General features: G+C 73.4%; 22 protein-coding genes. 8 read left to right on the top strand and 14 right to left on the bottom strand.

Annotation, left to right across the window (positions count from 1 at the left end; translation table 11 throughout):
* Positions 1–181 precede the first annotated feature (181 nt).
* Positions 182–670, bottom strand: a complete 489-nt coding sequence (gene smpB / locus DFJ67_RS31565; protein WP_116071764.1) for an SsrA-binding protein SmpB — start codon at positions 668–670, stop codon at positions 182–184.
* 43 nt (positions 671–713) lie between these two features.
* On the bottom strand, positions 714–1,094 hold the full coding sequence (locus DFJ67_RS31570) for a hypothetical protein (protein WP_116071766.1): 381 nt from the start codon (positions 1,092–1,094) through the stop codon (positions 714–716).
* Between the two features lie 86 nt (positions 1,095–1,180).
* On the opposite strand from DFJ67_RS31570, the gene DFJ67_RS31575 reads away from it, so the two are divergent.
* Entirely contained in the window at positions 1,181–2,257 is a 1,077-nt protein-coding gene (locus DFJ67_RS31575) for a Kelch repeat-containing protein (protein ID WP_170216072.1), read from the top strand.
* Here the strand turns inward: DFJ67_RS31575 and DFJ67_RS31580 are convergent.
* Positions 2,254–4,959, bottom strand: coding sequence for a caspase family protein (locus DFJ67_RS31580; protein ID WP_147315674.1), 2,706 nt, complete (start codon positions 4,957–4,959; stop codon positions 2,254–2,256). The two genes, DFJ67_RS31575 and DFJ67_RS31580, sit on opposite strands and share 4 nt — an antisense overlap.
* A gap of 59 nt (positions 4,960–5,018) precedes the next feature.
* Here DFJ67_RS31580 and hrpB point away from each other — a divergent pair, with 59 nt between their 5' ends.
* From hrpB to DFJ67_RS31605, 5 genes are all read left to right on the top strand, one after another.
* The gene (gene hrpB, locus DFJ67_RS31585; protein WP_116071772.1) at positions 5,019–7,427 is read left to right on the top strand and encodes an ATP-dependent helicase HrpB; all 2,409 of its coding nucleotides are present in this window, start codon (positions 5,019–5,021) and stop codon (positions 7,425–7,427) included.
* 73 nt (positions 7,428–7,500) lie between these two features.
* On the top strand, positions 7,501–8,898 hold the full coding sequence (locus DFJ67_RS31590; protein WP_116071774.1) for a M1 family metallopeptidase: 1,398 nt from the start codon (positions 7,501–7,503) through the stop codon (positions 8,896–8,898).
* Positions 8,895–9,917 carry an NAD(P)H-dependent flavin oxidoreductase gene (locus DFJ67_RS31595; RefSeq protein ID WP_239097500.1) on the top strand — a complete coding sequence of 341 codons (1,023 nt, stop codon included), beginning with the start codon at positions 8,895–8,897 and terminating at the stop codon, positions 9,915–9,917. Before DFJ67_RS31590 ends, DFJ67_RS31595 begins: the two co-directional genes overlap by 4 nt.
* A 262-nt stretch (positions 9,918–10,179) precedes the next feature.
* A complete protein-coding gene (locus tag DFJ67_RS31600) occupies positions 10,180–11,127 on the top strand; it encodes a serine/threonine-protein kinase (protein WP_239097499.1) in 948 nt (315 codons plus the stop codon).
* 50 nt (positions 11,128–11,177) lie between these two features.
* On the top strand, positions 11,178–11,732 hold the full coding sequence (locus DFJ67_RS31605) for a GNAT family N-acetyltransferase (RefSeq protein WP_170216073.1): 555 nt from the start codon (positions 11,178–11,180) through the stop codon (positions 11,730–11,732).
* 4 nt (positions 11,733–11,736) lie between these two features.
* On the opposite strand, the gene DFJ67_RS31610 is transcribed toward DFJ67_RS31605, so the two are convergent.
* From DFJ67_RS31610 to DFJ67_RS31635, 6 genes are all read right to left on the bottom strand, one after another.
* Entirely contained in the window at positions 11,737–13,710 is a 1,974-nt protein-coding gene (locus DFJ67_RS31610) for an ABC1 kinase family protein (protein WP_239097498.1), read from the bottom strand.
* Positions 13,711–13,740: 30 nt separating this feature from the next.
* Positions 13,741–14,760: a LacI family DNA-binding transcriptional regulator gene (locus tag DFJ67_RS31615; protein WP_116071780.1), complete on the bottom strand. Its 1,020-nt coding sequence runs from the start codon at positions 14,758–14,760 to the stop codon at positions 13,741–13,743.
* 82 nt (positions 14,761–14,842) lie between these two features.
* On the bottom strand, positions 14,843–17,404 hold the full coding sequence (locus DFJ67_RS31620) for a DUF3376 domain-containing protein (protein WP_116071782.1): 2,562 nt from the start codon (positions 17,402–17,404) through the stop codon (positions 14,843–14,845).
* A gap of 61 nt (positions 17,405–17,465) precedes the next feature.
* Positions 17,466–17,834, bottom strand: coding sequence for a UBP-type zinc finger domain-containing protein (locus tag DFJ67_RS44780; RefSeq protein WP_409362967.1), 369 nt, complete (start codon positions 17,832–17,834; stop codon positions 17,466–17,468).
* Between the two features lie 49 nt (positions 17,835–17,883).
* Entirely contained in the window at positions 17,884–18,348 is a 465-nt protein-coding gene (locus tag DFJ67_RS31630; protein ID WP_116071784.1) for a hypothetical protein, read from the bottom strand.
* A gap of 169 nt (positions 18,349–18,517) precedes the next feature.
* Positions 18,518–19,759, bottom strand: coding sequence for a beta-ketoacyl-[acyl-carrier-protein] synthase family protein (locus DFJ67_RS31635; protein WP_116076871.1), 1,242 nt, complete (start codon positions 19,757–19,759; stop codon positions 18,518–18,520).
* A gap of 29 nt (positions 19,760–19,788) precedes the next feature.
* Here DFJ67_RS31635 and DFJ67_RS31640 point away from each other — a divergent pair, with 29 nt between their 5' ends.
* The gene (locus DFJ67_RS31640) at positions 19,789–20,439 is read left to right on the top strand and encodes a TetR/AcrR family transcriptional regulator C-terminal domain-containing protein (protein ID WP_116071786.1); all 651 of its coding nucleotides are present in this window, start codon (positions 19,789–19,791) and stop codon (positions 20,437–20,439) included.
* Here DFJ67_RS31640 and DFJ67_RS31645 read toward each other — a convergent pair.
* The 5 genes from DFJ67_RS31645 to DFJ67_RS31665 all read right to left on the bottom strand — a co-directional run bounded on the left by DFJ67_RS31645 (position 20,415) and on the right by DFJ67_RS31665 (position 24,851).
* Entirely contained in the window at positions 20,415–21,188 is a 774-nt protein-coding gene (locus DFJ67_RS31645) for an ABC transporter permease (protein ID WP_116071788.1), read from the bottom strand. The genes DFJ67_RS31640 and DFJ67_RS31645 overlap by 25 nt on opposite strands.
* Positions 21,185–22,138, bottom strand: coding sequence for an ATP-binding cassette domain-containing protein (locus tag DFJ67_RS31650; protein WP_170216074.1), 954 nt, complete (start codon positions 22,136–22,138; stop codon positions 21,185–21,187). The genes DFJ67_RS31645 and DFJ67_RS31650 overlap by 4 nt, the downstream gene beginning before the upstream one ends.
* Before the next feature lie 86 nt (positions 22,139–22,224).
* Positions 22,225–23,067: a DUF4097 family beta strand repeat-containing protein gene (locus DFJ67_RS31655; protein WP_116071792.1), complete on the bottom strand. Its 843-nt coding sequence runs from the start codon at positions 23,065–23,067 to the stop codon at positions 22,225–22,227.
* A 26-nt stretch (positions 23,068–23,093) separates the two neighbouring features.
* Positions 23,094–23,618 carry a type II toxin-antitoxin system HicB family antitoxin gene (locus DFJ67_RS31660; protein WP_116071794.1) on the bottom strand — a complete coding sequence of 175 codons (525 nt, stop codon included), beginning with the start codon at positions 23,616–23,618 and terminating at the stop codon, positions 23,094–23,096.
* A gap of 63 nt (positions 23,619–23,681) precedes the next feature.
* Complete coding sequence (locus DFJ67_RS31665; protein ID WP_116071796.1) at positions 23,682–24,851, bottom strand: FAD-dependent monooxygenase; 1,170 nt, start codon at positions 24,849–24,851, stop codon at positions 23,682–23,684.
* A 121-nt stretch (positions 24,852–24,972) separates the two neighbouring features.
* Between DFJ67_RS31665 and ku the strand changes: the two genes are divergently transcribed.
* Complete coding sequence (gene ku, locus DFJ67_RS31670) at positions 24,973–25,995, top strand: non-homologous end joining protein Ku (protein ID WP_116071798.1); 1,023 nt, start codon at positions 24,973–24,975, stop codon at positions 25,993–25,995.
* Positions 25,996–26,006 lie beyond the last annotated feature (11 nt).

Below are 26,006 nucleotides of genomic sequence, written 5' to 3' on the forward strand. Positions count from 1 at the left end.
TCGAGGCGAGCAGCACCAGCGAGCCGGTGCGGCCGAGGCGGAAGCGCCTGACGGTGCCGGAGGGTGTTGCCGGCCGATCGTCGACGGTGAGGGTACTCACGACAACTCCCTGAATAGACCTGTCTGTCTAGTGCGTAGCCAACGTTAGACAGACCTGTCTGTTCAAGCAACGAGAGCCGGGTCACCTACCGGCGGTGCGGCGGCCCTTCAGGTGGCGGCCGAACGCGCGGGCGATCTCCCGGTCGGCGTCGCGTTGCGCGAGCACCTGGCGCTTGTCGTAGGACCGCAGGCCCCGGCCGATCCCGAGCTCGACCTTGGCCCAGCCGTTGTCGAAGTAGAGCGCCAGCGGGATCAGGCTCAGGCCCGGCTCGCGGATCCTGTCGAGGATCCGGTCGATCTCGGCCCGGTGCAGCAGCAGCTTGCGGATCCGCCGGGGGCCGTGCGGCGAGAAGCCGTGGATCCCGTATTCGGCGATGTGCAGGCCGTAGAGATGCAGCTCACCGTCGCGCTCCTGGGCGAACGCGTCGACCAGCGAGGCGTGCCCGAGCCTGAGCGACTTGACCTCGGTGCCGAGCAGCACGAGCCCGGCCTCGTAGGTCTTGAGGATCTCGTATTCGTGCCGGGCCCGCTTGTTGGAAGCGATCAGTTTCCGCGGCGTCTCCCGGCTCATGACGGACCAGTCTGCCAGGTGCTTTCTGCCACGGCTGCGAATATCAGCGCTCGCGGAACCCGTCGCGCATCCGCCGGAAGAAGCCGCCCTCGCGGGGCAGCGCCGGTGCGGCCGCCACCGGTCGGGTCGCCCGGCGGGCCACCGGCTGCTCGTAGTCGGTGTTCGCGATCGTGTCGATCACCTGGGCCTCGGTGAAGTCTTCGGAGCCCGGGATCGCCGGCACGAAACCGACCAGCATGCCGTCGCGCATCACCTGCGCTTCGAGCCCGGCGGTGCCGTCGGTGTCCCAGAATGCCTCGCGGTCTCCGGGGAGGACCACCCGGACGCCGGTCTCGGACCGGCCGACGTTGGCCTGTGCCAGGTGAGCCGGGACACCACGGTCACGCAACGCGTCGACCACCCGGCGGGCGCGGTTCTCGTCCATGACGTGCAAGGTAGCGCGCCACGGTGGGAATCGGCTGTGCACCGCCCGGTATGAACCTGGGAACACGCTGGGGACTCGTACCCCGCATGAGGCGTGTCACGCTCGGGGTCTTCCTGCTTCTGGCCGGCTGCGCCGGGCCAGTCACACCGCCGCCGGTTGCCGCCACGGTGATGCGGGTCGCGCGGGCCGCGCACACCGCGACGGCGCTGCCCGACGGGCGGGTGCTGGTGGTCGGTGGGTGCGCTTTGGACGGATGCGGGGGTACGCGGCTCGCGGTGCCGTCCGAGCTCTTCGTCGGCGGCCGTTTCGTCGCTGGTCCGGCGCTGTCCGGGCCCCGGTTCAACCACACGGCCACCGCGCTCGGCGACGGGCGGGTGCTGGTGGCCGGCGGGTTCCCGGACGAGGCGGCGCCGCCGAGCGCGACCGCGGAGGTCTTCACCGGCGAGCGGTTCGAGCCGGTGCCCCCGATGACGACGCGGCGCGGCAACCACACCGCGACCCGGCTCCGCGACGGCCGCGTGCTGCTCGTCGGCGGGGTCTCCGGACGGGCGGCGCTGGCGTCGGCGGAGGTGTTCGACGGGGTGGGTTTCACCGCGGTCGCACCGATGCCGGGTGCGCGGTCGCGGCACGGCGCCGCGCTGCTCGCCGACGGCCGGGTGCTGGTCGTCGGTGGCCAGGCCGGCACCGCGCACGGCGTGGCCCTGCTGGACACCGCGCTGCTCTACGACCCGGTCCGGGACGCCTGGGATCGGGTGCCGGGCCGGTTGCCGGAGCCCGCCTACAAGCTCGCGGTGGCGCCCTTGCCGGACGGGCGGGCTCTGGTGGTCGGTGGCCAGACCGCCGACGATCCGGACGCTCGGCTGGCCACGACGCTGCTGTTCGACCCGCGCACCGGCCGGTTCACCGGCGACGCGCCGATGGCGGAGCCGCGCTACAAGATCTCCGACGCGGTGCTCACCCTGCCGGACGGCCGGGTCGCGGTCGCGGGCGGTTTCGGGGTCGAGGTGTATGCCGCGGGCCGCTTCCGATCGGTGGCCCGTGGCGAGGTGGAGCGGCAGTATCCGGCCGTGGCGCCGTTGCCGGACGGGTCGGTCCTGGTCACCGGCGGCTACGACGACCGCACCCGGGTCACCGCGACCGTCCTGCGGGTCACGCTCGACTAGAAGTTCCAGGCCAACCAGTCGCGTACGTGGGTGGCGGCGGCGGCGATCGGCGGCGCGAGCCGGCCAAGGACGACACCGGCCACTGCCGCGGCGAGAGTCACCCACACCGTGACGACGCCGATCACCTCGCCGTCGGAGCCCTCGGTGACGTTGACGATGATGGCGACGATCCCCCAGATGAACAGGCCCGCGATCAGGGTGGTGATTCCCCACGCGGCCCAGTCGCCCGCGCCGAACCGCGTGTCGCCGAACACCCGCGTCACGGAGGCGGCCAGGAACAGCGTCGCGGCGGCCAGCGCCACGATGCCCGTGCCGACCGCGACCCAGCGCAGGAAAGCCTTTCGCCTTCCCGATCGCCATGCGGCGGCGGCCCGGTTCCGCAACTCGTGCATCCGGATCGCGTATCCCGGTGTCTGCCCGGCGACGGGTGCGACCTGGTGCCAGCGCACCACCGGCACCGCGTGCAGGAAATGGTCCACGATGGTCATCGCGTTCACCCGGTAGAGGCCGGCGAGCACCGCCGACAGCTTGTCCTGGGGAAACCTGGCGGTGGCCGTGACGAGCACCTCCACCAGCGCCTCCGGAGGATCGGTGGCCAGCGCGGCGACCAGGTTGGCGATCTCGCCCCACGGACGGTCGGCGGCCTCGCGGATCATTCCCGTGGCCGCGTCGGTGTGGCCCGCGTCGACGAGCCCGCGCACGAACCGGTTGACGGTCTCGACCGGCGCGGCCGCGACCGTGGTGGCGAGCCGCGCGACGACCGGCGCCGAACCGGCCGCCTGCATCAGCGCGAGCAGTCGTTCGATCTCGTTGGGCTGGGCCACCGTGGCGACGAGGGCGTTGGCGGTGCGGGTCCGGGCTTCGACGAACCCCCGGGACCCGGTCGGCTCGAGGCGCTTGAGCAGCGTGGCCAGCTCGTCGGGCGATCGGCGCGCGGCCAGCTCGAGCACCGGGCCGGAGTGGTCGGCGTGGGTCGACACCGCCGCGCGGAGCATCTCGTAGAGGTCGTCGAGCGGCCGCGACTCCGCCGCTCGCACCACCGCGCCGACCGACTCGGTGTGACCGGCGGCGTGCAGCGCCGCGATCAGGGCCGCTACCAGCGGCGGCCGCAGCCGCCAGCCGGCCCACTGCAACACAGTGTCGGCGTCGTCGCCGGCGCCGGCCGCGCGCAACCCGTCGACCAGCTCGACGATCTCACCGACCGGGAGCGCGTCGACCCAGCCGAGCACCCGGTCGGCGGTCACGTCGTCGCCGGCGTCGCGCAGCGCCTTGACCACGACCCCGAACTCGGCCGCGGGCCGGCGGCGGACGCCGTCGAGCACCGACAACACGGCCGCGCTCGACGCGCCGGCGAACAGCTCGGCGATCTCGGCGCCGCTGCGGACCTTGCCGAACTCGTGGAGCACGTATTGGCCGCGCTCCAGCGGGAGCAGCCGGGCCAGCGGGCGGACCTCGGTGACCGGACGGGTGCGGGCGGCCAGGCCGAGCACGATGTCGGCACCGACGTCGAGCCGCTCGGGGTCGCTGCACAGCCGGACCACGTCGGTGAGCTGGCGGCTGGTGCCTATGGCGGCCAGGAGCACGTCGGCGTCGGCCGGGTGTGAGCCGCCGCGGGTCGCGCCGACGAGCGCGCCGATGTCGTCGACCGGCCGGACGGCCGCCGCGACCCGCAGCACATCGGCGGCCCGGCCGGCGAGGCCGGTGGCACGGACGGCGGCGATGACCTTGACCACGTCGGCGACCGGGCGCTCACGGAGCACGGTCTCCAGCGCGGCCGGGTCGTCGAGAACCCGGCGGATAGCGCGGAGGGTGGCCAGTTCACCGGCCGGGCCGTCGACCGGTATCACCGGGGCCGGTCCCGACGCCGCGACCGGCGCGGGTGCCACGGCCATGATCTCGGCGGCCTCGGCGACGACCTGGACGGTGGACTGGGCCGGCACGACCACCGGCCGCACCCCGACCGGGCTGCGGGCCAACTGGATCCTGCCCACGCCGCCGACGACGGTGTGGGTCGGCGTCTGGTTCGCGCCGACCGCCCGCAGGTAGCCGTTGACGTAGTCGTAGGCCTCGTCCGTGGTGATCACGCCGTCGTTGTCGAGGTCGGCCTCGCCGGTGCGCAGCCCGTGCACGAGCGCCGTGGTGAACACTGACCCGGCCAGCGCGCCACCGTCGACCGGCTCGCCCTCGTAGGAGTATTCGGTGGCCCGTGACGCGGTCAGCACCACATGCCCGCGCCCGCCGCCGTGCAGCGTCTCCACGCCGACGTCGGCCGCGCCCTTGCCACCCTTCACGTAGGCGCCGCTGAAACAGCAGTCGAGCAGCACGATCTGGCGGGTGGCCCGACAGTTCTCCAGCCGCTTCTGGAGCCATTGCGCCTCGACCGCGGTGGCGCCGAGGAGGTTCTTGAACGTGTCGCCGGCGGCGAACCAGAGCTGCCCGCGCGCGTCGAGCAGCCCGTGACAGGACAGGTAGACCAGGGCGAAGTCGTCGGGGCGGCAGGCGGTGAGGAACGTCTCGAGCGCGATCTCCACGTCGCGCTTGGTGCCGTCGAGCACCGGGGTGACGGTGAACCCGCCGATCGTGGCGTCGCCGAGCACCTCGACCAGCTCAGCCGCGTCCTGGGCCGGCGCCCGCAGCCGGCGCAGCTCGGTGTCCTGGTAGTCGCTGGTCGCGACCACCAGCGCTAGTCGTCGACCGTCCACAGTCGGCAGAGTAGCGGGTCACCGCGCGATCACCGTCGGCTGCCCGACATCATGGTGCGGTGCTGCCTGACGAACCCGACCTGCCGATCCGCCGCGTGCTGCCCCAGGTGCGCGCGGCGCTGGACGGGCACGGCAGCGCACTGCTGGTGGCCCCGCCCGGCACCGGCAAGACCACGCTGGTGCCGCTCGACCTGGCCGGGCACGGGCGCGTGCTCGTCGCCGAGCCGCGCCGCTTGGCCACCCGGGCGGCGGCGCGGCGGATGGCCGCGCTGGTCGGGGAGCGGGTGGGCGAGCGGGTCGGTTACGCCGTTCGGGGCGAGCGCCGCACCGGCCCGCTGACCCGGGTCGAGGTCGTCACCACCGGGTTGCTGGTCCGCCGCATGCAGCACGACCCGGCGCTCGACGGCGTCGACACGGTGATCCTCGACGAGTGCCACGAGCGGCACCTCGACTCCGACCTGGCCCTGGCGTTCTGCGTCGACGTGCGCGCCAACCTGCGGCCCGACCTGCGGTTGCTGGCCACCTCGGCGACCGCCGACACGGCCCGGCTGGGTGCGCTGCTCGGCCCGACCGTCACCGCCGACGACGCGCTGCACCCGGTCGAGGTGATCTGGGCGCCGCCGCCGAAGGTCGACCCGCCGCACGGGTTGCGGGTCGACCCGCGACTGCTCGACCACGTCGCCGCGACGACGCGCCGGGCGTTCCGCGAGCGGGACGGCGACATCCTGGTCTTCCTGCCCGGCGCCGGGGAGATCAACCGGGTCGCCGAGCGGCTCCGCGACCTGCCGGTGCACCCGCTGCTGGGCCGGCAGGACGCGGCCGAGCAGGACGCCGTGCTCCGGTCGTCGGCCGCGCGGCGGGTGGTGCTGGCCACGGCGGTCGCGGAGAGCAGCCTCACCGTGCCCGGCGTGCGGGTCGTGGTCGACGCCGGGCTGGCCCGGGTGCCCCGCACCGACTACGCCCGCGGGCTCGGTGCGCTGGTCACCGTGCCGGTCTCGAAGGCCGCCGCCGAGCAGCGCGCCGGCCGGGCCGGCCGGGAGGCGCCCGGCACCGTCTACCGTTGCTGGTCGCAGGCCGCGCAGGACCGGCTGCCGGCCCGCCCCGAGCCGGAGATCGCCGCCGCCGACTTGACCGGCTTCGCGCTCGACCTCGCGATGTGGGGTGCGCCGGGCGGCCAGGGCCTGGCCCTGCCGGATCCGCCACCGGCCGGCCCGATGACGGTCGCGACCGAGACACTGCGGGCGCTGGGCGCGGTCGACGACGCGGGCCGGGTCACCGAGCGTGGGCGGCGGATCGCCGGGGTGGGCACCCACCCGCGACTGGCCCGGGCGCTGCTCGACGGCGCGGCGGTGGTCGGCGCTGACCGGGCCGCGGAGGTGGTCGCCCTGCTCGACCAGGAGAGCCTTTCCGACGACCTGGTCGCCGGTTGGCGGCGGGTCCGCGGTGACAGTTCCTTTCAACAGGGGGTACGCCGCCTGCGCGCCGACCTCGGCAGCGTGCGCGCTTCGCGGGGGCCACGGCTGACCGACGACCTCGCCGCGGGGCTGGTGGTCGGGCTGGCCTACCCCGAGCGGTTGGCGCGGGCGCGGGGTGCCGGCGCTACGGCGTACCTGATGAGTGGTGGGACCGCGGCGGAGCTCGCGCCGGGTTCGGCGCTGGCGGGGGCCGAGTGGCTGGCCGTGGCGTCCGCGGACCGGCCGCCGGGGCGCGCCTCCGCCCGGGTCCGCGCCGCCGTGATCATCGACGAGGCGACCGCGCGGGAGGCCGGCGCCGCGCTGCTTACCACCGAGGAGGAGGTCGCCTGGTCCGGCGGTGACGTGGTGGCCCGCCGGGTGGAGCGGCTGGGCGCCGTGCCGCTGGTCGAACGTCCACTGTCAACACCGTCGCCGGCGCTGGTCGCTGCCGCGCTGCTCGACGGGCTGCGCCGGGAGGGCCTCGGCCTGCTGCGCTGGGGTCGGGGTGCGGTGGCGTTGCGGGAACGGCTCGCGTTCTGCCGGCAGGCGCTCGGTGAGCCGTGGCCAGACGTCAGTGACGCTGCGCTGCTCGACAACGCCGCGACCTGGCTCGGGCCGGACCTGGCCGCCGCGCGGCGGCGCGCCGACCTGGCCCGGATCGACGTCACCGGCGCGCTGCGCCGCTTGTTGCCGTGGCAGATCGCGGGGCGGCTGGAGCAGGTGGCGCCGGAGCGGGTCGAGGGGCCGGGGGAGCGGCGGTTGCGGGTCGACTACAGCGATCCCGAGGCGCCGGTGGTGGCGTTGAAGGTGCAGGAGGCGTTCGGCTGGCGGGACACGCCGACGGTGGCCGGGGGCCGCGTACCCGTGCTGCTGCATCTGCTTTCGCCGGCCGGACGGCCGGTGGCGGTGACCCGTGACCTCGCGTCCTTCTGGCGCACCGGCTATCCGCAGGTCAGGGCCGAGCTGCGGGGCCGGTATCCACGGCACGCGTGGCCGGCCGACCCGACCGGTTGATCTTCCACGCTGGAATTTGTCGGTGGGCGGTGCGAGGATCGCCGTGCTTGTCGTTCTCACGAGGAGGCCGCCCGTGCCGTCTGTCCTGTCACGACGCGCCGCGACCGGCGTGCTAGCCGCGCTGACGACGCTCGCGATCGCCACGCCGGCCGCCGCCACCGGCGGCTCGACGGTCGGTTCGCCCGGCCTGGGCGACCCTTACTTCCCGCTCGCCGGCAACGGGGGCTACGACGTCAAGCACTACTCGCTCGACCTCGACTACACGCGCGCCGACAACCACCTCGGCGGCAGCGCCGTGATCACCGCGCGGGCCACCCAGAATTTGAGCCGGTTCGACCTCGACCTGCGCGGCTTCGCCATCAGCTCGCTGCGGGTCGACGGGGCCCCGGCCCGGTTCACCCGTGACGGCCAGGAGCTGGTCATCACGCCCAAGCACACGCTGCGCGCCGGTCGGTCGTTCACCGTGCGGGTCGACTACGCGGGCGAGCCGACCGAGGTGATCGACCCCGACGGCAGCAGCGAGGGCTGGGTGACCACCGGAGACGGCGCGTTCGTGGTCAACGAGCCGCAGGGTTCGCCGGGCTGGTTCCCGGCCAACGACAACCCGCGCGACAAGGCGACCTACGACATCGCGATCACCGTGCCCAAGGGGATCACCGCGATCGGCAACGGCAGGCTGGTCTCCAAGCGCGACCACAAGGGCAAGACCACCTGGCGGTGGCGGGAAGACTCGCCGATGGCGACCTACCTCGCGACCGCGACCAACGGCGTGTTCGAGCTGCGGGTCAGCAAGGTCGGCAAGATCCCGCTCTACCACGCGGTCGACCCGGCCGAGGTGCCGAAGGGCGCGTTCGACCTCCTCGGCGCCGAGGCCGAGGTGATCACCTTCTTCTCCGGCCTCTACGGTCCCTACCCGTTCAGCAGCGGCGGCGGCGTCGTCGACAACGCGCCCGAGGTGGGCTACGCGCTCGAGTCGCAGACCAAGTCGCAATACGACCAGACCCCCGACGCGTCCACCGTGGTCCACGAGATCTCCCACCAGTGGTTCGGCGACAGCATCAGCCTGACCTCCTGGCAGGACATCTGGCTCAACGAGGGCTTCGCGGCGTTCTCCGAGTGGATCTACGCGGAGAAGCACGGCGGCGAGACCGCGCAGCAGGCGTTCGACGCCTCGTTCGCCCGCTCGGCCACGAGCAGCTTCTGGCGCCGCCCGCCGGCCAACGTCGGCGGCCCGGAGTTCATGTTCGGCAGCGCGGTCTACGACCGCGGCGCGATGACGCTGCAGGCCCTGCGGGTCAAGATCGGCGACCGGGCGTTCTTCGGTCTGCTCCGCGACTGGTATGCCAAGAACCGCAACGGCAACGTCACCACCGCCGACTTCGTGAAGCTGGCCGAGAAGCGCGGCGGCCAGCAGTTGGACGCTTTCTTCGACACCTGGCTCTACCAGCCCGTCAAACCGACCACCTGGTGAGCCCGCCGCTCCTCGGCGCCGCGCTCCCGGTGATCGCGGCGCCGATGGCCGGCGGCGCCGGCACACCCGACCTGGCGATCGCCGCCGGCCGGGCGGGCTCCTTCGGCTTCGTGGCGGCCGGCTACCAGCCGGCGGCGGCGTTCGCGGCCGACCTCGCGACGGTCGCCGCGGCGGGGGTGCCGTTCGGCGTCAACCTGTTCGCGCCCAACCCGGTCGCGGTCGACCCCACCGCCTACCGCGACTACGCGCTGCTGCTCGACGCCGAGGCGACCCGTTTCGGCGTGCCGCTGCCGGCCACCCCGGTCGAAGACGACGACGACTGGTCGGCGAAGGTCGACGTGCTGCGCGCCCACCAGGTGCCGCTGATCAGCTTCACGTTCGGCCTGCCACCGACCGCCGACGTGGCTCTGTTGCGGTCGACCGGCGCGCTGCTGGCGCAGACGGTGACGTCGGTGGCCGAGGCCCGCGCGGCGGCCTCGGCCGGCATGGACGTGCTGGTTGTCCAGGCGTCTGGCGCCGGCGGTCATTCGGGGACGTTCACTCCTGAGGTGCCCGTGCCCGAGGTAGCGCTGCCGTCGCTCGTGGCGGCCGTCTCGGCGGCGGTCTCCCTGCCGGTGCTCGCGGCCGGCGGGGTCGGCACGGCCGCGGATGTCACCGCGGCGCTTGGTGCGGGTGCGTCGCTGGTCGCGGTCGGGACGGCATTGCTGCGGGCTAGAGAGGCCGGCACCGCTGCGCCACACCGCGCTGCGCTGGTTGACCCGCGGCGGACGCAGACTGTGGTTACCCGCGCTTTCACGGGTCGCCCGGCGCGCGGGCTGCGCAATACCTTCACCGACCGCTACAGCGAGGCGGCGCCGCTCGGCTACCCGGCGCTGCACCACCTGACGCGCCCGATCCGCCGGGCAGCGGCAGCCGCCGGCGACCCGGAGCCCTTGCACCTGTGGGCCGGCACCGGCTACCGGCACGCCACGGACGACCCTGCGGCCGCGATCCTCACCCGGCTGAGCGCCGGAGCCTGAGGGCTCCGACCCCGCCGCGCGGCGCTGCGGGCTGTAGGCGTCCTGCCGGGCTGCGGCGCTGGCACTTGAGGGTTCTTTCAGCGCCCGCCGGGGCTGCGGGCCGTAGGTGTCTGCCTGGCTTGCCGCCGGTGTCTCAGGGTGCTTTCGGCGCCGCGCCGGGTGCGCGGGCCGTGGGCGGCTTGGCGCCGGCGCGTGGCTCCTCGAAGGGCCTGGCGGCGGGGCTGGGGTTTCCGCGTTCGCGCAGGTGGGTAGCTATGCGGCGATGGATAGCGATGGCATGCGGCTGCTCAACGACCGCTATCGGCTGGAGCAGCGGATCGCTGTCGGTGGGGTCTCCGAGGTGTGGCGCGGCCACGACGAGACGCTTGGCCGCCCGGTCGCGGTCAAGATGATCGTTTCGGGATCGCCGGACGACGTGGTGAGCGAGGCACGCTCGGGCGCCGCGCTGGCTCACCCCAACATCGCCGAAGTGTTCGACATCGGTGTCTGGCGGACGCCGTCGGGCCAGACGCTGCGTTACATCGTGATGGAGTACGCCGAGGGCGAGACCCTCGCCCACCACCTGCGCGCCGGGCCGCTCGACTGGCGGATCGCGACCCGGGTCTGCGCCGAGGTCAGTGCGGCGCTTGCCGCCGCCCACCTGACCGGCCTGGTCCACCGCGACATCAAGCCGGCCAATGTGGTGCTGACGCCCTACGGCGCCAAGGTTCTTGACTTCGGCATCTCCATCATGGCAGGCAGCCACGACCGCCTGCCAGACGGCACGATCCTCGGCACGCCGGCCTTCATGCCTCCGGAACGCTTCCACGGCCTCCCCGCCGCCCCGGCCAGCGACATGTACGCCCTCGGCGTCCTCCTCTACCTCTGCCTCACCGGCAACCTGCCCTTCGCACCACGATCGCTGGGCGACCACCGCATCGCCGCGCCCGAGACGGAACCGGCCCGCCTGCCACCGATCAAAGACCTCCCGCACGAGGTCGCCGACGTCTACCTGGCCTGCCTCGACCCCGACCCGGACGCCCGCCCCAGCAGCTTCGCGGCGGCGGCGTTGCTGGCCGAGGTCGTCGACGCCCGGGTGCAGCTACCGCCGGTCTCACCGCCGCCGGCGATCGACGTACCCGAGGAAGAGGTTTCGCCCTGGACCCGAGCGGCGGCCGAGGCCGCGACCGGCGTGGCAACCTCCGATGTGGTCGGTCGGCACCGGGCGTGACCGACCGCATATGGCTTGGAAGCGCCGCTCAGGTGGCTCAGGATGGGCTGGTGTCAGATCTCGGGGGTGCCGTCGCCACTGCTCGGCTGCTGCTGAGCAAGCCGACCTCGGATGACCTGCCGGACCTGTTCGCGCTCTACTCCGACCCGGTGGTCTGGGGTCCCGACCCGGTGAGCCGCCACGACACCGTCGCGCAGACCGAGGCCCTGCTCGGCAACTGGCTGGCGGGCTGGGAGCGCGACGGGCTCGGCATGTGGATCTGTCACCTCTCCGACGGCACGTTCGTCGGGATCGGTGGCTGCGCGGTCCGGCACGGCGTCGCGTGGAACCTCGGCTTCCGCCTGGTGCCGACGTTCTGGGGGCAGGGCTACGCACAGGAGGTCTCCGTGGCGGCGCTGGCCGCGGCCCGCGAGCGGCGGCCGGACCTGCCGCTGACGGCCTACGTGGTGGAGAACAACGAGCGGTCCCGGCGGAGCGTCGAGCGCCTCGGGCTCGACCTGGTGTGGCGCGGCCCCGACGAAGGCAACCCCGACCCCGGCGCGGTGAGGCTGATCTTCAGCGATCGGCCGCTGTCCGCGGAGACGACGCGCGTGCTCGCCGGATGACGGCTCACTCCCGCCGGAAAACCACGACCAGCACCCGGAGCACCAGGACCACGGCGACGATGAGCAGGCCGTAGCCGAGCAGCGGGAAGAGCCCGACCGTGCTGCCGACCCGCGGTCCGTCGCCGGCGCTGAGCAGCACCACCGCGATCACGCCGGCCGCCGCACCGATGATCGTCAGCAGCGCCTGGTGTACGAGCCCCGTGACCAGCCGGCGGTCCTGGTCGTCGGCGAAGAGCCGCACGTTGACCCGCAGGCGCCCGTGTTCGAGTGCGTCGCCGATCCGGTCGATCCGGCGTGGCAACCGGCGCAGCACCGGCAGCAGTTCCGCCAGTTCGTCTTCCAGCGAACCGCGCAGCCGCTCCGGGCCGAGCGCCTCGGCGATCCGCCGGCTGCCGGCCGCGCGCGCGTGCGCCACGAGGTCGAAGCCGGGGCGGACCAGGCCGAGCGTGCCCTCTAGCGTCGCGAATGCGCGGAACACGGCGGCGACGGCCGGTGGCACCCGCAGGCCGTATGAGGTGAAGGTGCGCAGCAGCGCCGGCACGGCCGCCGCGCCCGCGGTGCTGCCGGGGCCGGCGTAGCGGACGAGCAGCGCGCCGATCGCCCGTTGCAGCTCGCGCTCGTCGATCTCCTCCGGCCGGTCGACGACCTGGAGCAGGGCGTCGCTTGCGGCGACCGAGTCGCCGCGGCCCAGGGCGCCGAGTAGCTGGCCGATGCCGGCCCGGGTCGCCGCGTCGAGCCGGCCGACCGAGCCGAGGTCGAGCACGCTGAGCGAGCCCTCGTCGGTGACCAGCACGTTGCCCGGGTGCAGGTCGACGTGGAAGATCCCGTGTACGAGCACCTGGTCGAGCATCGTGTCGACCAGGCCGGCCGCGATCTCGGCCCGACGCTCGTCGCCGAGCCGGTCGAGCGCCGCGGTGGCGGCGCCCAGCGGTGTGCCGCTCATCCGGTCCATCACCAGCACCCGTTCGGAGCTGAGCTCGGGGTGCGGTGCCGGCACGCCGACGCCCCGGTTGGGCGAGCTGGCCAGCGCCGCCGCCATCGCCTGGAGGTTGTCGCGTTCCACCGTGAAGTCGAGTTCCTCGCGCAGCGCCGCGGCGAAGCCGTCGGCCAGCGCGCGCAGGCCCAGCGGGCGGCCCCACGACGTGCGTTCCTCGAGCGTGCCGGCCAACCGGAGCAGGATGTCGACGTCGCGCTCGACCACCGCCGCGATGCCGGGGCGGCGGACCTTGACCACGACCTCGGTGCCGTCGGCCAGCCGGGCGGCGTGCACCTGCGCCACCGACGCGGCGGCGAGCGGCTCCTGGTCGAAGGCGGCGAACGCGTCCTGCACCGGTCGCCCCAGCTCGGCCGAGAGCACGGCGGCGACCTCGTCCCACGGCACCGGCGTGGCTCGGTCCTGCAGGACGGTCAGCTCGTCGGCGATCTCGGCGGGCAGCAGGTCGCGCCGGGCCGAGAGCAACTGGCCCAGCTTCACGAACGTCACGCCGCCCTCGTCGAGCGCCGCCCGCAACGAGCGGCCGAGCCGCCGGCGCGCGGCGGCCGACGAGGGGCCGGGCGCCGGGCGGCCGCGCAGGAACCGGCCGAGGCCGTGCCGCAGCACGATCCGCACGATCGTCGCGTAGCGCCGGCTGCGGCCGATCCGCCGGCGGGTGCCGCGCCACAGCTCGAACGGGCCGGGCAGCGAACCCGTCGGCAGCAGTACTTCGAGGATCACCAGCGCCGCCATCGCCAGCAGGGCCGACACGACGATCGACAGGATGCCCAGGAGCACCACCTCGCCGCCGCTGACGGTGCTCGGGTCGGGCGGCGCGAGCGCGCCCAGGATCGGGGTGGCGACCAACACGGCGAGCAGGGCGGCCAGCAGCGTGCGCACGGGACCGACCCGGACGCCGAGCAGGCGCCGGATGACCGCGGCGAACAGCAGCACCGTCACGACCATCGTGGGCACGAACAGCAGGACAGCGACCGTGGTCTCCACGATGAGCGACGATAACCGCGCCGCGCCGATCTAGCTGTCCGGTGCCGCGGTGCTGCCGCGCACGACCAGGTGGGTGGCCAGCTCGATCCGGGTCGACTCCAACCGCTCGCCGTTGACGATGCGCAGCAGGGTGCGGGCCGCGGCCACCCCCATCTCGTGCAACGGCTGCCGCACCGTCGTCATCGGCGGCGCGGTCCACTCGGCGAAGTTGAGGTCGTCGAAGCCGACCACGCTGACGTCGCCCGGGATGGTCAGGCCCGCCCTGCGGACCGCCTCGTAGACGCCGGTCGCCTGCTGGTCACTGCCGGCGAAGATGGCCGTCGGCGGCGACGGCAGAGCCAATAGCAGCTGGGCGCCGCGCAGGCCGCCCTCGTGCATGAAGTTGCCGTAGCGGATGAGTTGCCGGTCGGTCGGCAGGCCGGCCGACTCCAGCGCGGCCCGGTAGCCGGCGATCCGGGCCCGGGTGCACTGCAACCGCTCCGGGCCGCCGATCGCCCCGATCCGGCGGTGACCGAGCGAGATTAGGTGCTCGGCCGCCACGTAGCCGCCCGCGAAGTTGGTCGCGCCGATCGACGCCACGTCCGGCGGTGGCTGGTCGACCCCGTCGACGACCACGATCGGCAGGCCGCGCCGGTCGAGGTCGGCCCGCTGCCGCTCGGTCAGCTCCGACAGCACCAGGATCGCGCCCTGCGAGCCGCGGGCCAGCGCCGAGTCGACCCAGCGGCGGGTCAGCGACTGGCGATTGTGGACGGTGGAGACGACCAACGCGTGGCCGGCGGCCTCCAGCACCTCCTCGACGCCGGAGAGGATCTCCAGGCCCCAGACGCTGTCGAGGTCGTTGATCACCAGGTCGACCAGGTCGCTGCCGCGGCCGGCCCGGCGCACCGCGCGCGGGCGGCGGTAGCCGCGCTCGGCCAGCAGCCGTTCGACCCGGCTGCGGGTCGCGGCCGACACGTCGGTGTGTCCATTGAGCACCTTGGACACTGTGGAGATCGCGACGTTGGCTTCCTTGGCGATCTCCGCCATGGTCGGTCGCCCGGTGGCTGCCATGAGTTTCGAAAACCTTCGATACAAGGGGGCTGTGTCCGGCACCGTACACCCCTTGTGGGCAGACCGAAACTGCTCTCGAAACTCAGGGCCCGGCGGCGGCCGGCGTGGGCTCCGGTTCGGTGCGCGGGACCGGGCCGCGGAAGGTCGACTTGCGGGCCGCGACGGCCAGGATCGCGGCGATCACCGCGAGGGCGACGCCGAAGACCGTCCAGTGCGCGACCTCGCCGCTGCTGGCGAACAGGGCGACCACCGCGACACCGAGGCAGCCGACGGCGACGACCAGGAACGCCGCGAAGACCAACATCATGATCAATCGGGTACGCAGCCGCCTGGCCAGCGTCGTCGGGTCCTTGCTCAGGCCACGCCAGAACGCGCCCCGCAACGGGCCGGTGAGCCAGCGGGCGGTCCGGTTGCCGAGCGTGAGCCCTTCCGGCTCCGCGACGGCGACCATCGCCTCCAGCGTCCGCTGCGCACCGGACCGCATCCGGGGCGACGGCGCCGCGGGATCGCAGGCGTCGAGGCGACCGTGGGTGAGCAGCTTGGTGACCACGGTCGCCAGTTGCACGGCGGTGGTCCGGCCGAGGTCCGAGCGCAGGAAGGAGCGCACCAGTTCGCGGTCGTCGCCGGCCACCCGCTGGTGCGCGGCGGCCAGCCGGGTCAGCAGCGCCGCGCCGCCCAGCCCCTGGTAGAACCGGTCGGCCTCGTCGGCGAGGATCGCCCGCTGCACCGACTCGACCTGGCGCGCGACATCGGGCCGGTCGCCCAGCACCAGCCGGGTGAGGTGAGCGGCGGCGTCCAGCCGGCCCCAGAGCCAGTCGTGCTGCCGGGCGCCCTCGGCGGCGAACGCGCCGAAGTGGCCGACCTTGGTGCCGAAGAGCTTCCGGTCGCCGGCGCCGGCGTACTGGCCGAGTTCGCGCAGCGGGCTGTCGACGTCGGGCCCGATCCGCACGAAGTCGAACGGCGGCGTGTGCACCCGCACCGACGGTGCCGCGAACGCCCGGGCCAGCACCTCCGCCGCCAGCGCGCGCTCGACGACGGCCGCCGCGTCGCCATAGCTCTCCGCCGCGGTGCGGACGATGACCAGCAGGTGCTCGCGTACCCGCAGATCGATGAAGATCTCGTTGAGCAGCGCCGCGAGGTCCTCGTCGGGGGCCGCGGCGGAGAGCCGTGCGGCGTGGGCGCGCTCGACGATGGCGCCGGACACGGCCTCTTCGATCGCGAGAATCCGGTTGAGCGCCGTGCTCAGGCCGACCGCCACGTTCGTCGGGTTGGCGAAGTGCGGCGCGTCGGGCACGCCGTTGAGCTGGTCGCGCACCTCCCGCAGCATCGCGGTGACGACCTGCTGTGCCGCCGAGATGCCCCAGGTCCACAGCGGACCGTCCAGCGCGTTGCGCAACCCGGTGCCGGCCGGCGGCACCCAGAGGTTGTCGGACTCCAGCAGCCGGCCCACGTCGATCCGGGACTGCCCGCCCAGGTCAGTGGCGAGCGGCTGGCGGCGCAGCACCCGGCGGACCCGCCAGACGCCGTCGACCGCGCGGGCCCGCCGGTATTCCGGGACCAGTTCGGCCGCCGTCGCCCGCAGCCGGCCGCCGTCGTCGCCGCGCAGCCGTTCGAAGAGCCGGGCGGCGGGCGACTCCGCGGCCACCGACAGCCGCTCGTCGAGTTCGTCGACGTCGCTGCGGAAGTCGACCTCGCGGGGCAGGCTGAGCGACCCGGAGATCACCGCGTGCAGCGGCGGGCTGAGCCGGGCGACGTCGGTGGCCGGCACCCCGCCGCCGGCGGCCCGCTGGCCGGAACTGGGCACCACGTAGGCCAGGATGCGGCGGTAGGGCCCGGTGACCGGGCGGTGTGCCATCTCCTCGACCACCGGGCCGAACGGGGCGTTATCGAGCACGCCGCCGTCGATCAGGAACGTCGGGTGGTCGGCGTCGTGGGGTGCCGGCTGCACGCGTACCCCTGCGTCCAGAAGGGGTTTCTCGTATTCCGGCGCGAAGGCGCCGGGGAAGCCGGCGGACGCGCGCGCGGCGGTGACCAGTGCCCGCGTCTCGCGGAAGTCGTTGCGGCACTCCGCGCGCGGACCGCTCTCGCGGTGGTGCACCTGCCGGGCGGCGTCGGCGACGAACCGGTAGAGCCGGCGGTGGTCCTCGTAGTCGAACCGCTGGCCGAGCGAGTCGGTGCCGCGCGGCTGCTCGCCGCCGGTCGCGGTCGCGGTGACGAAGAGCGTGACCGGTGCGGCCGGCCGCGGGTCCGCGCCGGCGATCGGCGCGATCGCGTCGCTGACGGTCTCGGTGAAGTAGCGACCGTCGAGCAGGCTGAGCGGGTTGTCGTCGGTCTCGTTGAGCAGCTTGCCGGTGGTCAGCGCGGCGTCGTCGAGCCAGAGCGAGCGCAACCCGTCGGGCAGCGGCTTGCCGGCGGCCACCGACGAGGCGAGCAGGGCGCCGTTGAGGCCGCCGGCGCTCGTACCCGCGATGATGTCGACCATGACCGTCGCGTTGGCGTCGGCGCAGAGGTCACGCCACGGACCCTCTTTGCGGCGCAGCCGGTCGAGCTCGTGGGTGACCCCCGCCATCCAGACGGCCAGGCTGACGCCGCCGTTGAAGACGAGCGCGAGGCGCAGCTCGGTGGGGTGGGTCGTGGTCGACATTGCCGCTCCTGCTGAGTGTGCCCAATGGACTATTCGGGCATTCCTCGCAGAAGTGTACGGGTCAGCCGAGCAGCTCGTCGGGATAGCACCAGCGCCAGGTCTCGCCGACCTCGGCCGACTGGATCACTGGATGCCCCGTCTTGTGCGCGTGCTTGGTGGCGTGCCGGGGCTGTGACGAGTCGCAGCAGGCGACATGCCCGCAGGTCAAGCAGGTGCGCAGGTGCACGACGGGCTCGTCGGTCGGCAGGTGGTCTGCACAGGCGGTCGGCCGCCCGATGTCGCGCGCCGGCGCGGCACCGAGGTGCTCGCACAGCTCGGGCTCGTAGATCGGCAACTGCCCGGACCGGACGAGCTGCCGGAACAGCCGTAACGGCTTGTCGTGCCGTTCGTCGGCCGGCTCGTCGGACCCGCCACGATGACGCCTCAACACGGTGTCGCTCCCACAAGGTCAACGTACCTCGCCGACGTGCGGTGGCGCGCTACTCGGCGTTCTGGGCCAACTCGCGCGCCGCGCGTTCGAGCCGTCGCGGGAACCCACCGGGGTCGACCAGGTGGGCCACCAGCAGCACCGCGTGCCGGGCGGAGACGTCGGCCTTGATCGGCCGCTCGTCGGGGTCGGTCTCGAGCACACCGAGCGCGCCGGCGAGCAGCAGCAGCACGATCTGCGGGTCGACCGCGTCCACCCACTCGATCGCTTGGCGCACGACGGCGGTCAGCGTGTCGCGCACGTCGTCGGAGTCGAGCCCGTCGGGATGGCCCTCTTCGAGCGCGTGCCGCACGACGGTGCCGAGCAGCAACCCGACCTGCGCCACGTCGAACCCGGCCAAGCGCCCGACCGCGGTGTCGAACGCCACCCGGTCGCGCTCGGCCGCCGCTTCGACCGCGTCGGCCGCGGCATCGGCGATCGGCCGCGCCACCGCCGGAACCTCGCTCCACCGACCCACGCGAGGACAGTACCGGCCCGTGATCACCCCGGGCCTCACCGGCGGGTCGCCGAAAGCGATTTCACCTTCTCTGCTCGGGTCCGCGGTCGTCCGGACCGCTCCTCCCGCGAGGGACCGCTTCGCTGCCAGGTCCGCGGTGGCCACCCTTGGCGCCAGGCCGCCCGCGGCGTCAGGCCGGTGTGAAGATCAGGGTGACGTTCTGGCCGCCGAAACCGAACGAGTTGCTCAGCACCGGGCCCGGGCGGGTCCTGCGGGTTTCGCCCGCGACCACGTCGAGGGTGACCTCCTTGTCCTTCGACTCCAGGTTGAGCGTGCGGGGGATCACGCCCTCCACCGCCGACAGCAGCGCGACGACGCCTTCCACCGCGCCGGCGGCGCCGACCAGGTGGCCGATGTTGGACTTCGGCGCGGTCAGCACGGCGTCGGGGCCGAGGGCCTCGGCGATGGCCGCCGTCTCGCCGATGTCGCCGACCACCGTGGACGTGGCGTGGCAGTTGACGTGGATGATGTCGGCCGCGGACAGGCCCGCGTCGCGCAGGGCCTTGCGGATCGCCCGGATCTGGCCGGCGCCGGTCGGGTCGGGGCCGGTGATGTGGTAGGCGTCCGAGGTGATGCCGTAGCCGGCCAGCCGGCCCAGCACCCGGGCGCCGCGGGCGGCGGCGAAGTCGGCGCGTTCGAGGACCATCGCGGCCGAGCCCTCGCCCAGCACGAAGCCGTCGCGGGCCGAGTCGAACGGGCGGGAGGCCGCCTCCGGGTCGTCGTTGCGGCGGCTCAGCGTGCGGGCCTGCGCGAAGCCCGCGATGGTCAGCGGGTTGATCGCGGCCTCGGTGCCGCCGGCGATCACCACGTCGGCCTCGCCGTCGCGGATCAGCCGGGCGCCCATGGCCAGCGCCTCGGCGCCCGACGCGCACGCGGAGACCGGGGTGAAGACGCCGGCGCGGGCGCCGTATTCGATGCTGACCCAGGCGGCCGGGCCGTTGGGCATCAGCATCGGCACGGTCAGCGGGGAGACCTTGCCGGGGCCGCGCTCCTCGATCACGTCGTCCTGGTCGAGCAGGGTGTTGACGCCGCCGATGCCGGTGCCCATCGCCACCGCGAAGCGCTCGGGCTCGACCTCGGGGGTGCCGGCCGCTGTCCAGGCCTCGCGCGCGGCGACGAACGCGGCCTGCTCGGCGCGGTCCATCCGGCGGGCCTGCACCCGGGTCAGGGCGTCGGCGGGGGAGACCGCCATCGGTGCGGCGATCTTGGTGGGCAGGTCGTCGGCGAAGGCGTAGGCGGCGACGAGGTCGTCGATGCGGCGGACGCCCGAACGGCCGGCGAGCATGCCCTGCCACAGGGCATCGACGTCGCCGCCGAGTGGGGTGGTGGCGCCGAGGCCGGTGATGACGACTTCGGCTGGGGTGGTGGACATGCCATAGTTGTATCGCATACAACTTAGAGATGTCCACCGCACAGCCGCCCAGGCTCCGCGGGCGGCGCACCCGGGCGCTGCTCCTCGACGCCGCCGTCGACCTGTTCGCCGCGCGCGGGTTCGACGGCGTCAACGTGGCCGATATCGCCGCCGCCGCGAAGGCCCACCCCAACCAGGTGACCTACTACTTCGGGTCGAAGGACGCGCTGTTCGTACACGCGGCGTTTCTGATGTTGCTCCGGGACGCGGCGCGGCTGGAGCCGATCGGCCGGCGGCAACGGACGCCCGCCGCGTTCCGGGCCGCGCTGTCGCGCACCGCGCTGGCGCTGCCGTCGGTGCCGGCGGTGGTCGAGGCGATGTCGATCACCCGGCGCCGGCCGGAGTTGCGGCCGCTGGCCGAGCAGAACCTCACCGTGCTGTTCCGCCAGGCCGAGCACTATCTGACCGCGATCCTGGAGCGGCGCGGCTGGGCCATCGACCGGCCGGCCGAGGTCGAGACCCGCACGTTCTGGAGCGCGGTCCTCGGTGCCCGGCTGATCGCCGAGTCCGGCTATCCGGGCACGTCCGCCGACGTCGACGTGGCCGGCGTGCTGACCATCCACGAGGGACGGACCCGGCGCGGCGAGAGTGCCGCACCGGGTCCGGAGAACGAACGTCAGGCCCTGCGAGGGCGGTCGTAGAGGGCGCGGGCCCAGAAGAAGCCGCCGGCCGCGAGCACCACGCACCAGCCGACCGACCACCAGGCGGCGTCGCCGATGCCCGAGCCCATCAGCAGGCCGCGGAGGGTTTCGATGATCGGCGTGTAGGGCTGGTGCTCGGCGAACCAGGCCACCCCGGCGGGCATCGAGTCGGTGGGCAGGAACGCGCTGGAGATCAGCGGCAGGAACTGCAGGATCAGGGTCAGGCTGTTGGCGCCGGCGACGGTCTTGGTGGCCAGGCCGAACGCGACCGCGAGCCAGGTCAGCGCGAACGTCAGCAGGGCGAAGACGCCGAACGCCGCCAGGTATTCCACCGGGGTCGCCGACGGGCGGAAACCCAGGGCCAGAGCGACGAGCACGACCAGGACGACACTGATGAGGGTACGGATCAGGCTGCCGATCACCTGGCCGGTCAGCACCGACATGCGGGCGATCGACATCGTGCGCAACCGGGCGATGATGCCTTCCTGCATGTCCTGGTTGATCTTGATCGAGGTCGCCGCCGTGCCGGTGCCGGCGGCCATCAGGATGATGCCCGGCGTCACGTAGTCGATGTAGCGGCCGCCACCCGGCAGGAAGTCGGCGCCGAGCGCGCTGCCGAAGACGCCCACGAACAGCAGCAGGAAGACCACCGCCGTGCCGATGCCGCTGATCGTCATCATCGGGAAGCGCAGGGCGTGCTTGAGGTCCCGGCGGAACATCGTCACCGAGTCGATCATCGTGGTGGTCATCGGGCACCGTCCTTGGTGAGTTCCGCGCGGGCGGGGGTGTTGGCGGTCAGGGCCAGGAACACGTCGTCGAGGTCGGGGGTGTGCACGGAGAGGCCGTCCGGCTCGACCTCTTCGCGGGTGAGGCGGTCGAGCAGGGTGCGCAGGGTCGCCACCCCGCCGTCGCCGGGCACGTCGAGGGTCAACGCGTCGTCGTCGCGGGTGCCGTCGGCCAACCGGGCGGCCGCGTGGTCGAGCCGGCCGGGATCACTGAACTGGAGCCGCACGTGGCCGCCCGGCACCAGCCGCTTGAGCTCGGTCGGCGTGCCCTCGGCGACCAGCACGCCGCCGTTGAGCAGCGCGATCCGGTCAGCGAGCTGGTCGGCCTCGTCGAGGGTCTGGGTGGTCAGGAAGATCGTGGTGCCGCCGGCGACCAGGTCGCGGATGCTCTGCCACATGGTGTGCCGGCTGCGCGGGTCGAGGCCGGTGGTCGGCTCGTCCAGGAAGATCACCTTCGGCTGGCCGACCAGCGTCATCGCCAGGTCGAGGCGGCGGCGCATGCCACCGGAGTAGGTGACCGCCATCCGCTTGGCCGCGTCGACCAGGTCGAACCGGTCGAGCAGTTCGGCGACCCGGCGGCGGCCGGCGACCTTGCCCAGGTGCAGCAGGTCGGCCATGAGCTGCAGGTTCTCGGCGCCGGTGAGCATGTTGTCGACGGCGGAGAACTGGCCGGTCACCCCGATCGAATGGCGTACGCCGTCGGGGTCCCGGGCCAGGTCGTGCCCGGAGACGCTGACCTGGCCCGCGTCCGGGGCCTGGAGGGTGGTGAGGATCTCGACGGTCGTGGTCTTGCCCGCGCCGTTGGGACCGAGCAGGGAGAACACGGTCCCCTCGGCGACGTGCAGGTCGATGCCGTCGAGCACGGTGTGCTTGCCGTACGCCTTGCGCAGGCCGGACACCTCGATCGCACTCATGATCAATCCTTCCAAGGGCAGCACTGGTAGCCATGGCAGCAGTGCTGCCGCGGCTCGGGGCGGGTGGAGCGGGGGAGGGGCGGGCGTCAGGCCCGGTGGATCACGATGTCGCCGAAGTAGGTGCGGCCGCGCACCTCGACCTTCTCGTCGCCTTCGACCGGGCCGGACGACCCCTCGAGGGTGTTGCGCACGTTGCCGTTCTTGACGTCGAGGTCGAGCCAGGCGGCGGTGCCGGCCGGGATGCCCACCTCGAGCGAGCCGGCGGCGGTTTCGAGCGAGACCTGGCCGCGCACCGCTTCCAGCACCCGCAGGCTGCCGTGCGCGGTCTTCAGGGTGGCACCGGCACGGGCCTGGTCGACCGCGATGTCGCCGTTGGCCGAGTTGGCCCGCAGCGCGCCGCCGGCCTCGCCGATCCAGGTCTCACCACTGGAGTTCTTGACCGTCGCGGTGCCCTCGACCGCGCCGATGTGCAGCCGGCCGGTGCCGGTGGTGATCTCGGCGTCGCCGGTCACCCGCTCGACCGAGATGTCGCCGGCGCCGGTGTTGAGCCGCGCCCGGCCGGTCTGGCCCAGCCGGATCGTGCCGAACCCGGTCTTGTAGCGGGTGTCGCCGAACACGCCCTCGGCGTGCAGGTCGCCGGCGCCGTTGTCGCCGTCGAGCCGGGAGCCCGCCGGGACGGCGATCTCGACCTCGATGCGGGCGCTCTTGCCGCCCAGTAACCGGCCGATGGTCTTGGGCGTGCGCACCCGGAGCTGGCCGTCGGCGTAGTCGACCTGGGTCTCGGCGACCATCTTGGCCGAGCTGGCCGACGAGCTGCCCGCGCGGACCTCGACCTCGGTGGTGTCGCGGTCGGTCGCGGTGATCCGCACGTGGCCGACCAGCAGGCTGAGGTTGACGTCGATCGGGCCGGGAGTGTTGAACGTGGGCATGGTGGTCTCCTCCAGGGTGGTGGGTGTCAGCGGACCCAGCCGGTGAACCGCTGGCCGCCGTCGGCGGCGACCTGCGTGGCGGCGGTGCGCTGGTGCTGCTCGCCGTCGAGCGCGGCGGCGGCCGCGCGGACGAGCCAGGTGTTGACGGACACGTGACCGCGGCCGGCGGCGGCCTCGACGCGCGCCTTGAGGTCGTCGGGCAGACGCAGGTTGATCCGCGCGGAGGCGGCGCCCGCGGTGAGGGCGTCGTCGACCGGCGCGGCGGCCGGTTGCGCGGTTGGCGCCGATGGTGCCGTCGTGGTGCCACCTGGCATCACCGACACCACGAACTGCGGGTCGCGGCCGCGCAGCCGCAGGTCGACCGAGCCGGGCGCGAGCTCGCGGGTGATCTCGTCGGCCGCGGCCGAGAGGGCCTCCAGCAGAGCCAGCCGGATGGCCGACTCCAGCGGGGCGGTGAGCCGCTCGGCGAGGGCGCGTGCCTCGTCGCCGCCGGCTTCGGCGGCGACGGCCAGCTCGTCGCGGAGCTTGTCGACGTAGGGCGTCAGGTCCATGGCATTACTATGACACCACGATGGCACCACGCGCAAGCTGCGTGGTGCCATCGTGTTCGAGCCTCAGAGGGTGATCGCGTTCGCGGCCTTGTTGATCGGCTCGACCACCTTCGCCAGCAGGCGTTCCTTGCCCGGCAGCCGGTTGACCACCGCGAGCATCCGCATCGACATCCGCACCTGGCGGCGGCTGCGCAGCACCATCCGCTTGATGTTGGCCGGACCGAGGTGCTGGTTGGCGGCGACGAACGGGCGCATCCGCTCCTCGTAGCGCCGCGGGCCCTCGTCGAGACCGGCCGCGGCCAGCTCGCCGGCCAGCACGTAGGCACCGACCAGCGCCAGGCTGGTGCCCTGGCCCGAGGCCGGGGAGGCGCAGTAGGCGGCGTCGCCGACCAGTGCCACCCGCCCGCGTGACCAGCCGTCGAGCCGCACCTGGCTGATCGTGTCGAAGTAGAGGTCGCCGGCGCCGGCCACCGCGTCGAGCAGCTTCGGCACCTCCCAGCCCTCGCCGGCGTAGGCGGCGGTCAGAAACGCGCGCTGCGCTTCGGTGCCGCGCGGCCGCTCGCCGCCCGGGTCGGCGAACAGGAACATCGCCTTGGCGTCGGCCTGGCCGGCGGTGCTGTAGACCAGCGCGGTGCGCCCGGCCCCGACGTAGGTCAGCTCTTCGCGGTCGAGGCCGAGGTGGTTGGGCACCGAGCAGATCGCGATGTAGTGGTCGAGGTCGTGCACCCCGGTGTCGCCGAAGGCCAGCGCGCGGGTGCGCGAGCGCAGCCCGTCGGCGCCGACCACCAGGTCGTAGGCCGCCCGGTGGCCGCTCTCGAAGACGACCTCCGGGCCGAGCGCGGCGATGGCGTCGCCGAACCGGTAGGTCACCCGGTCGGCGGTCAACTCGTGCAGCATCGTGGCGAGGTCGCCGCGGAGCAACTCGGCGTCGTCGTGCACCCGGCCGCCGAACGTATCGGCGTCCATGCTGGCCACCCGCTTGCCGGTCGCGTCGACGACCGAGCCGGTGCGCACGCCGGTGCGGGCCGCGCGGACCCGCTCGAGCAGGCCCATCCGCTCGATCACGGTGAGCGCCGCGCCCCGGATGTCGACCTTGTAGCCGCCGTCGCGCACCGCCGCGGCGCGCTCGACGACGGTCACCTCGGCGCCGTGCTCGGTGAGCCACCAGGCCAGCGCCATGCCGGCGATGCCGGCGCCCGAAACGAGGACCTTCGCGTGCTCGATGCGTGTCATGCGTACGATGGTACGCATGTCTTAGACAACTGTGCAAGACGGATGTTTGTCAGCGGCTGACCGGGTTGCGTGCGAGGCTCGCAGGTAATACCGGCGAAATTCGCACACGGAGGTGGTGGCGATGGCACGCCCGATCTGGACCGGCGTGATCAGCTTCGGACTGGTGGCGGTGCCGGTGCGGATGTACTCGGCGACCCGCGACCACGAGGTCTCCTTCCACCAGTTCGAGAAGGGCACCAGCGACCGGATCCGCTACCAGCGGGTCAACGAGCGCACCGGCAAAGAGGTCGACTACGCCGACATCGTGCGCGGTGCCGACGTCGGCGGTGGCGAGCACGTGATCCTCGACCAGGACGAGCTCGACGCGGTCGCGCCCGGCCGGTCCAAGAGCCTGGAGATCCACGCCTTCGTCGACCTCGACGAGATCGACCCGATCTACTACCAGAAGGCCTACTACCTCGGCCCCGGCGGCGAGGAGTCGAGCCGCACCTACGCGCTGCTGCGCGACGCGATGGCCGACGCCGGCCGGGCCGCGATCGGCACGCTGGTGATGCGCGGCAAGGAATACCTGACCGCGATCCGCGGCGACGGCGACGTGCTGGTGCTGCTGACCATGTATTTCGCCGACGAGGTGCGCGACGCCGGTGACATCGCCGACATCCCCGGCAAGGTCAAGCTCAAGCCGGCCGAGCTGAGCATGGCGGCGCAGTTGCTCGACTCGATGACCGGGCCGTGGAAGCCCGCCGAATACCGCGACACCTACACCGACCGGGTCAACGAGCTGATCGAGGCGAAGAAGTCCGGCGCCGAGCTGACCGAGACGCCGGCCGCGCCGGCCGCGACCGGGGTCAGCGACCTGATGGAGGTGCTCCGCCGCAGCGTCGAGGAGGCCAGCTCGCGCCGCGGTGGCAAGAAGACGGCAGCCAAGAAGGCGCCCGCGAAGAAGACCGCCGCCAAGAAGGCGCCGGCCAACAAGACCGCGTCAGCGAAGAAGGCGCCCGCCAAGAAGGCCACGAAGGCCACCAAAACGGCCAAGACGGCCAAGACGGCCAAGACGGCCAAGTCGACGAAGACCGCGGCGGCGAAGAAGACCGGCACGGCCAAGAAGACGACGGCGAAGAAGTCCGCCCGGCGCGCCGCCTAGCCGTGCCGGGT

The organism is Asanoa ferruginea, from assembly GCF_003387075.1.
Classification (GTDB): Bacteria; Actinomycetota; Actinomycetes; order Mycobacteriales; family Micromonosporaceae; genus Asanoa; species Asanoa ferruginea.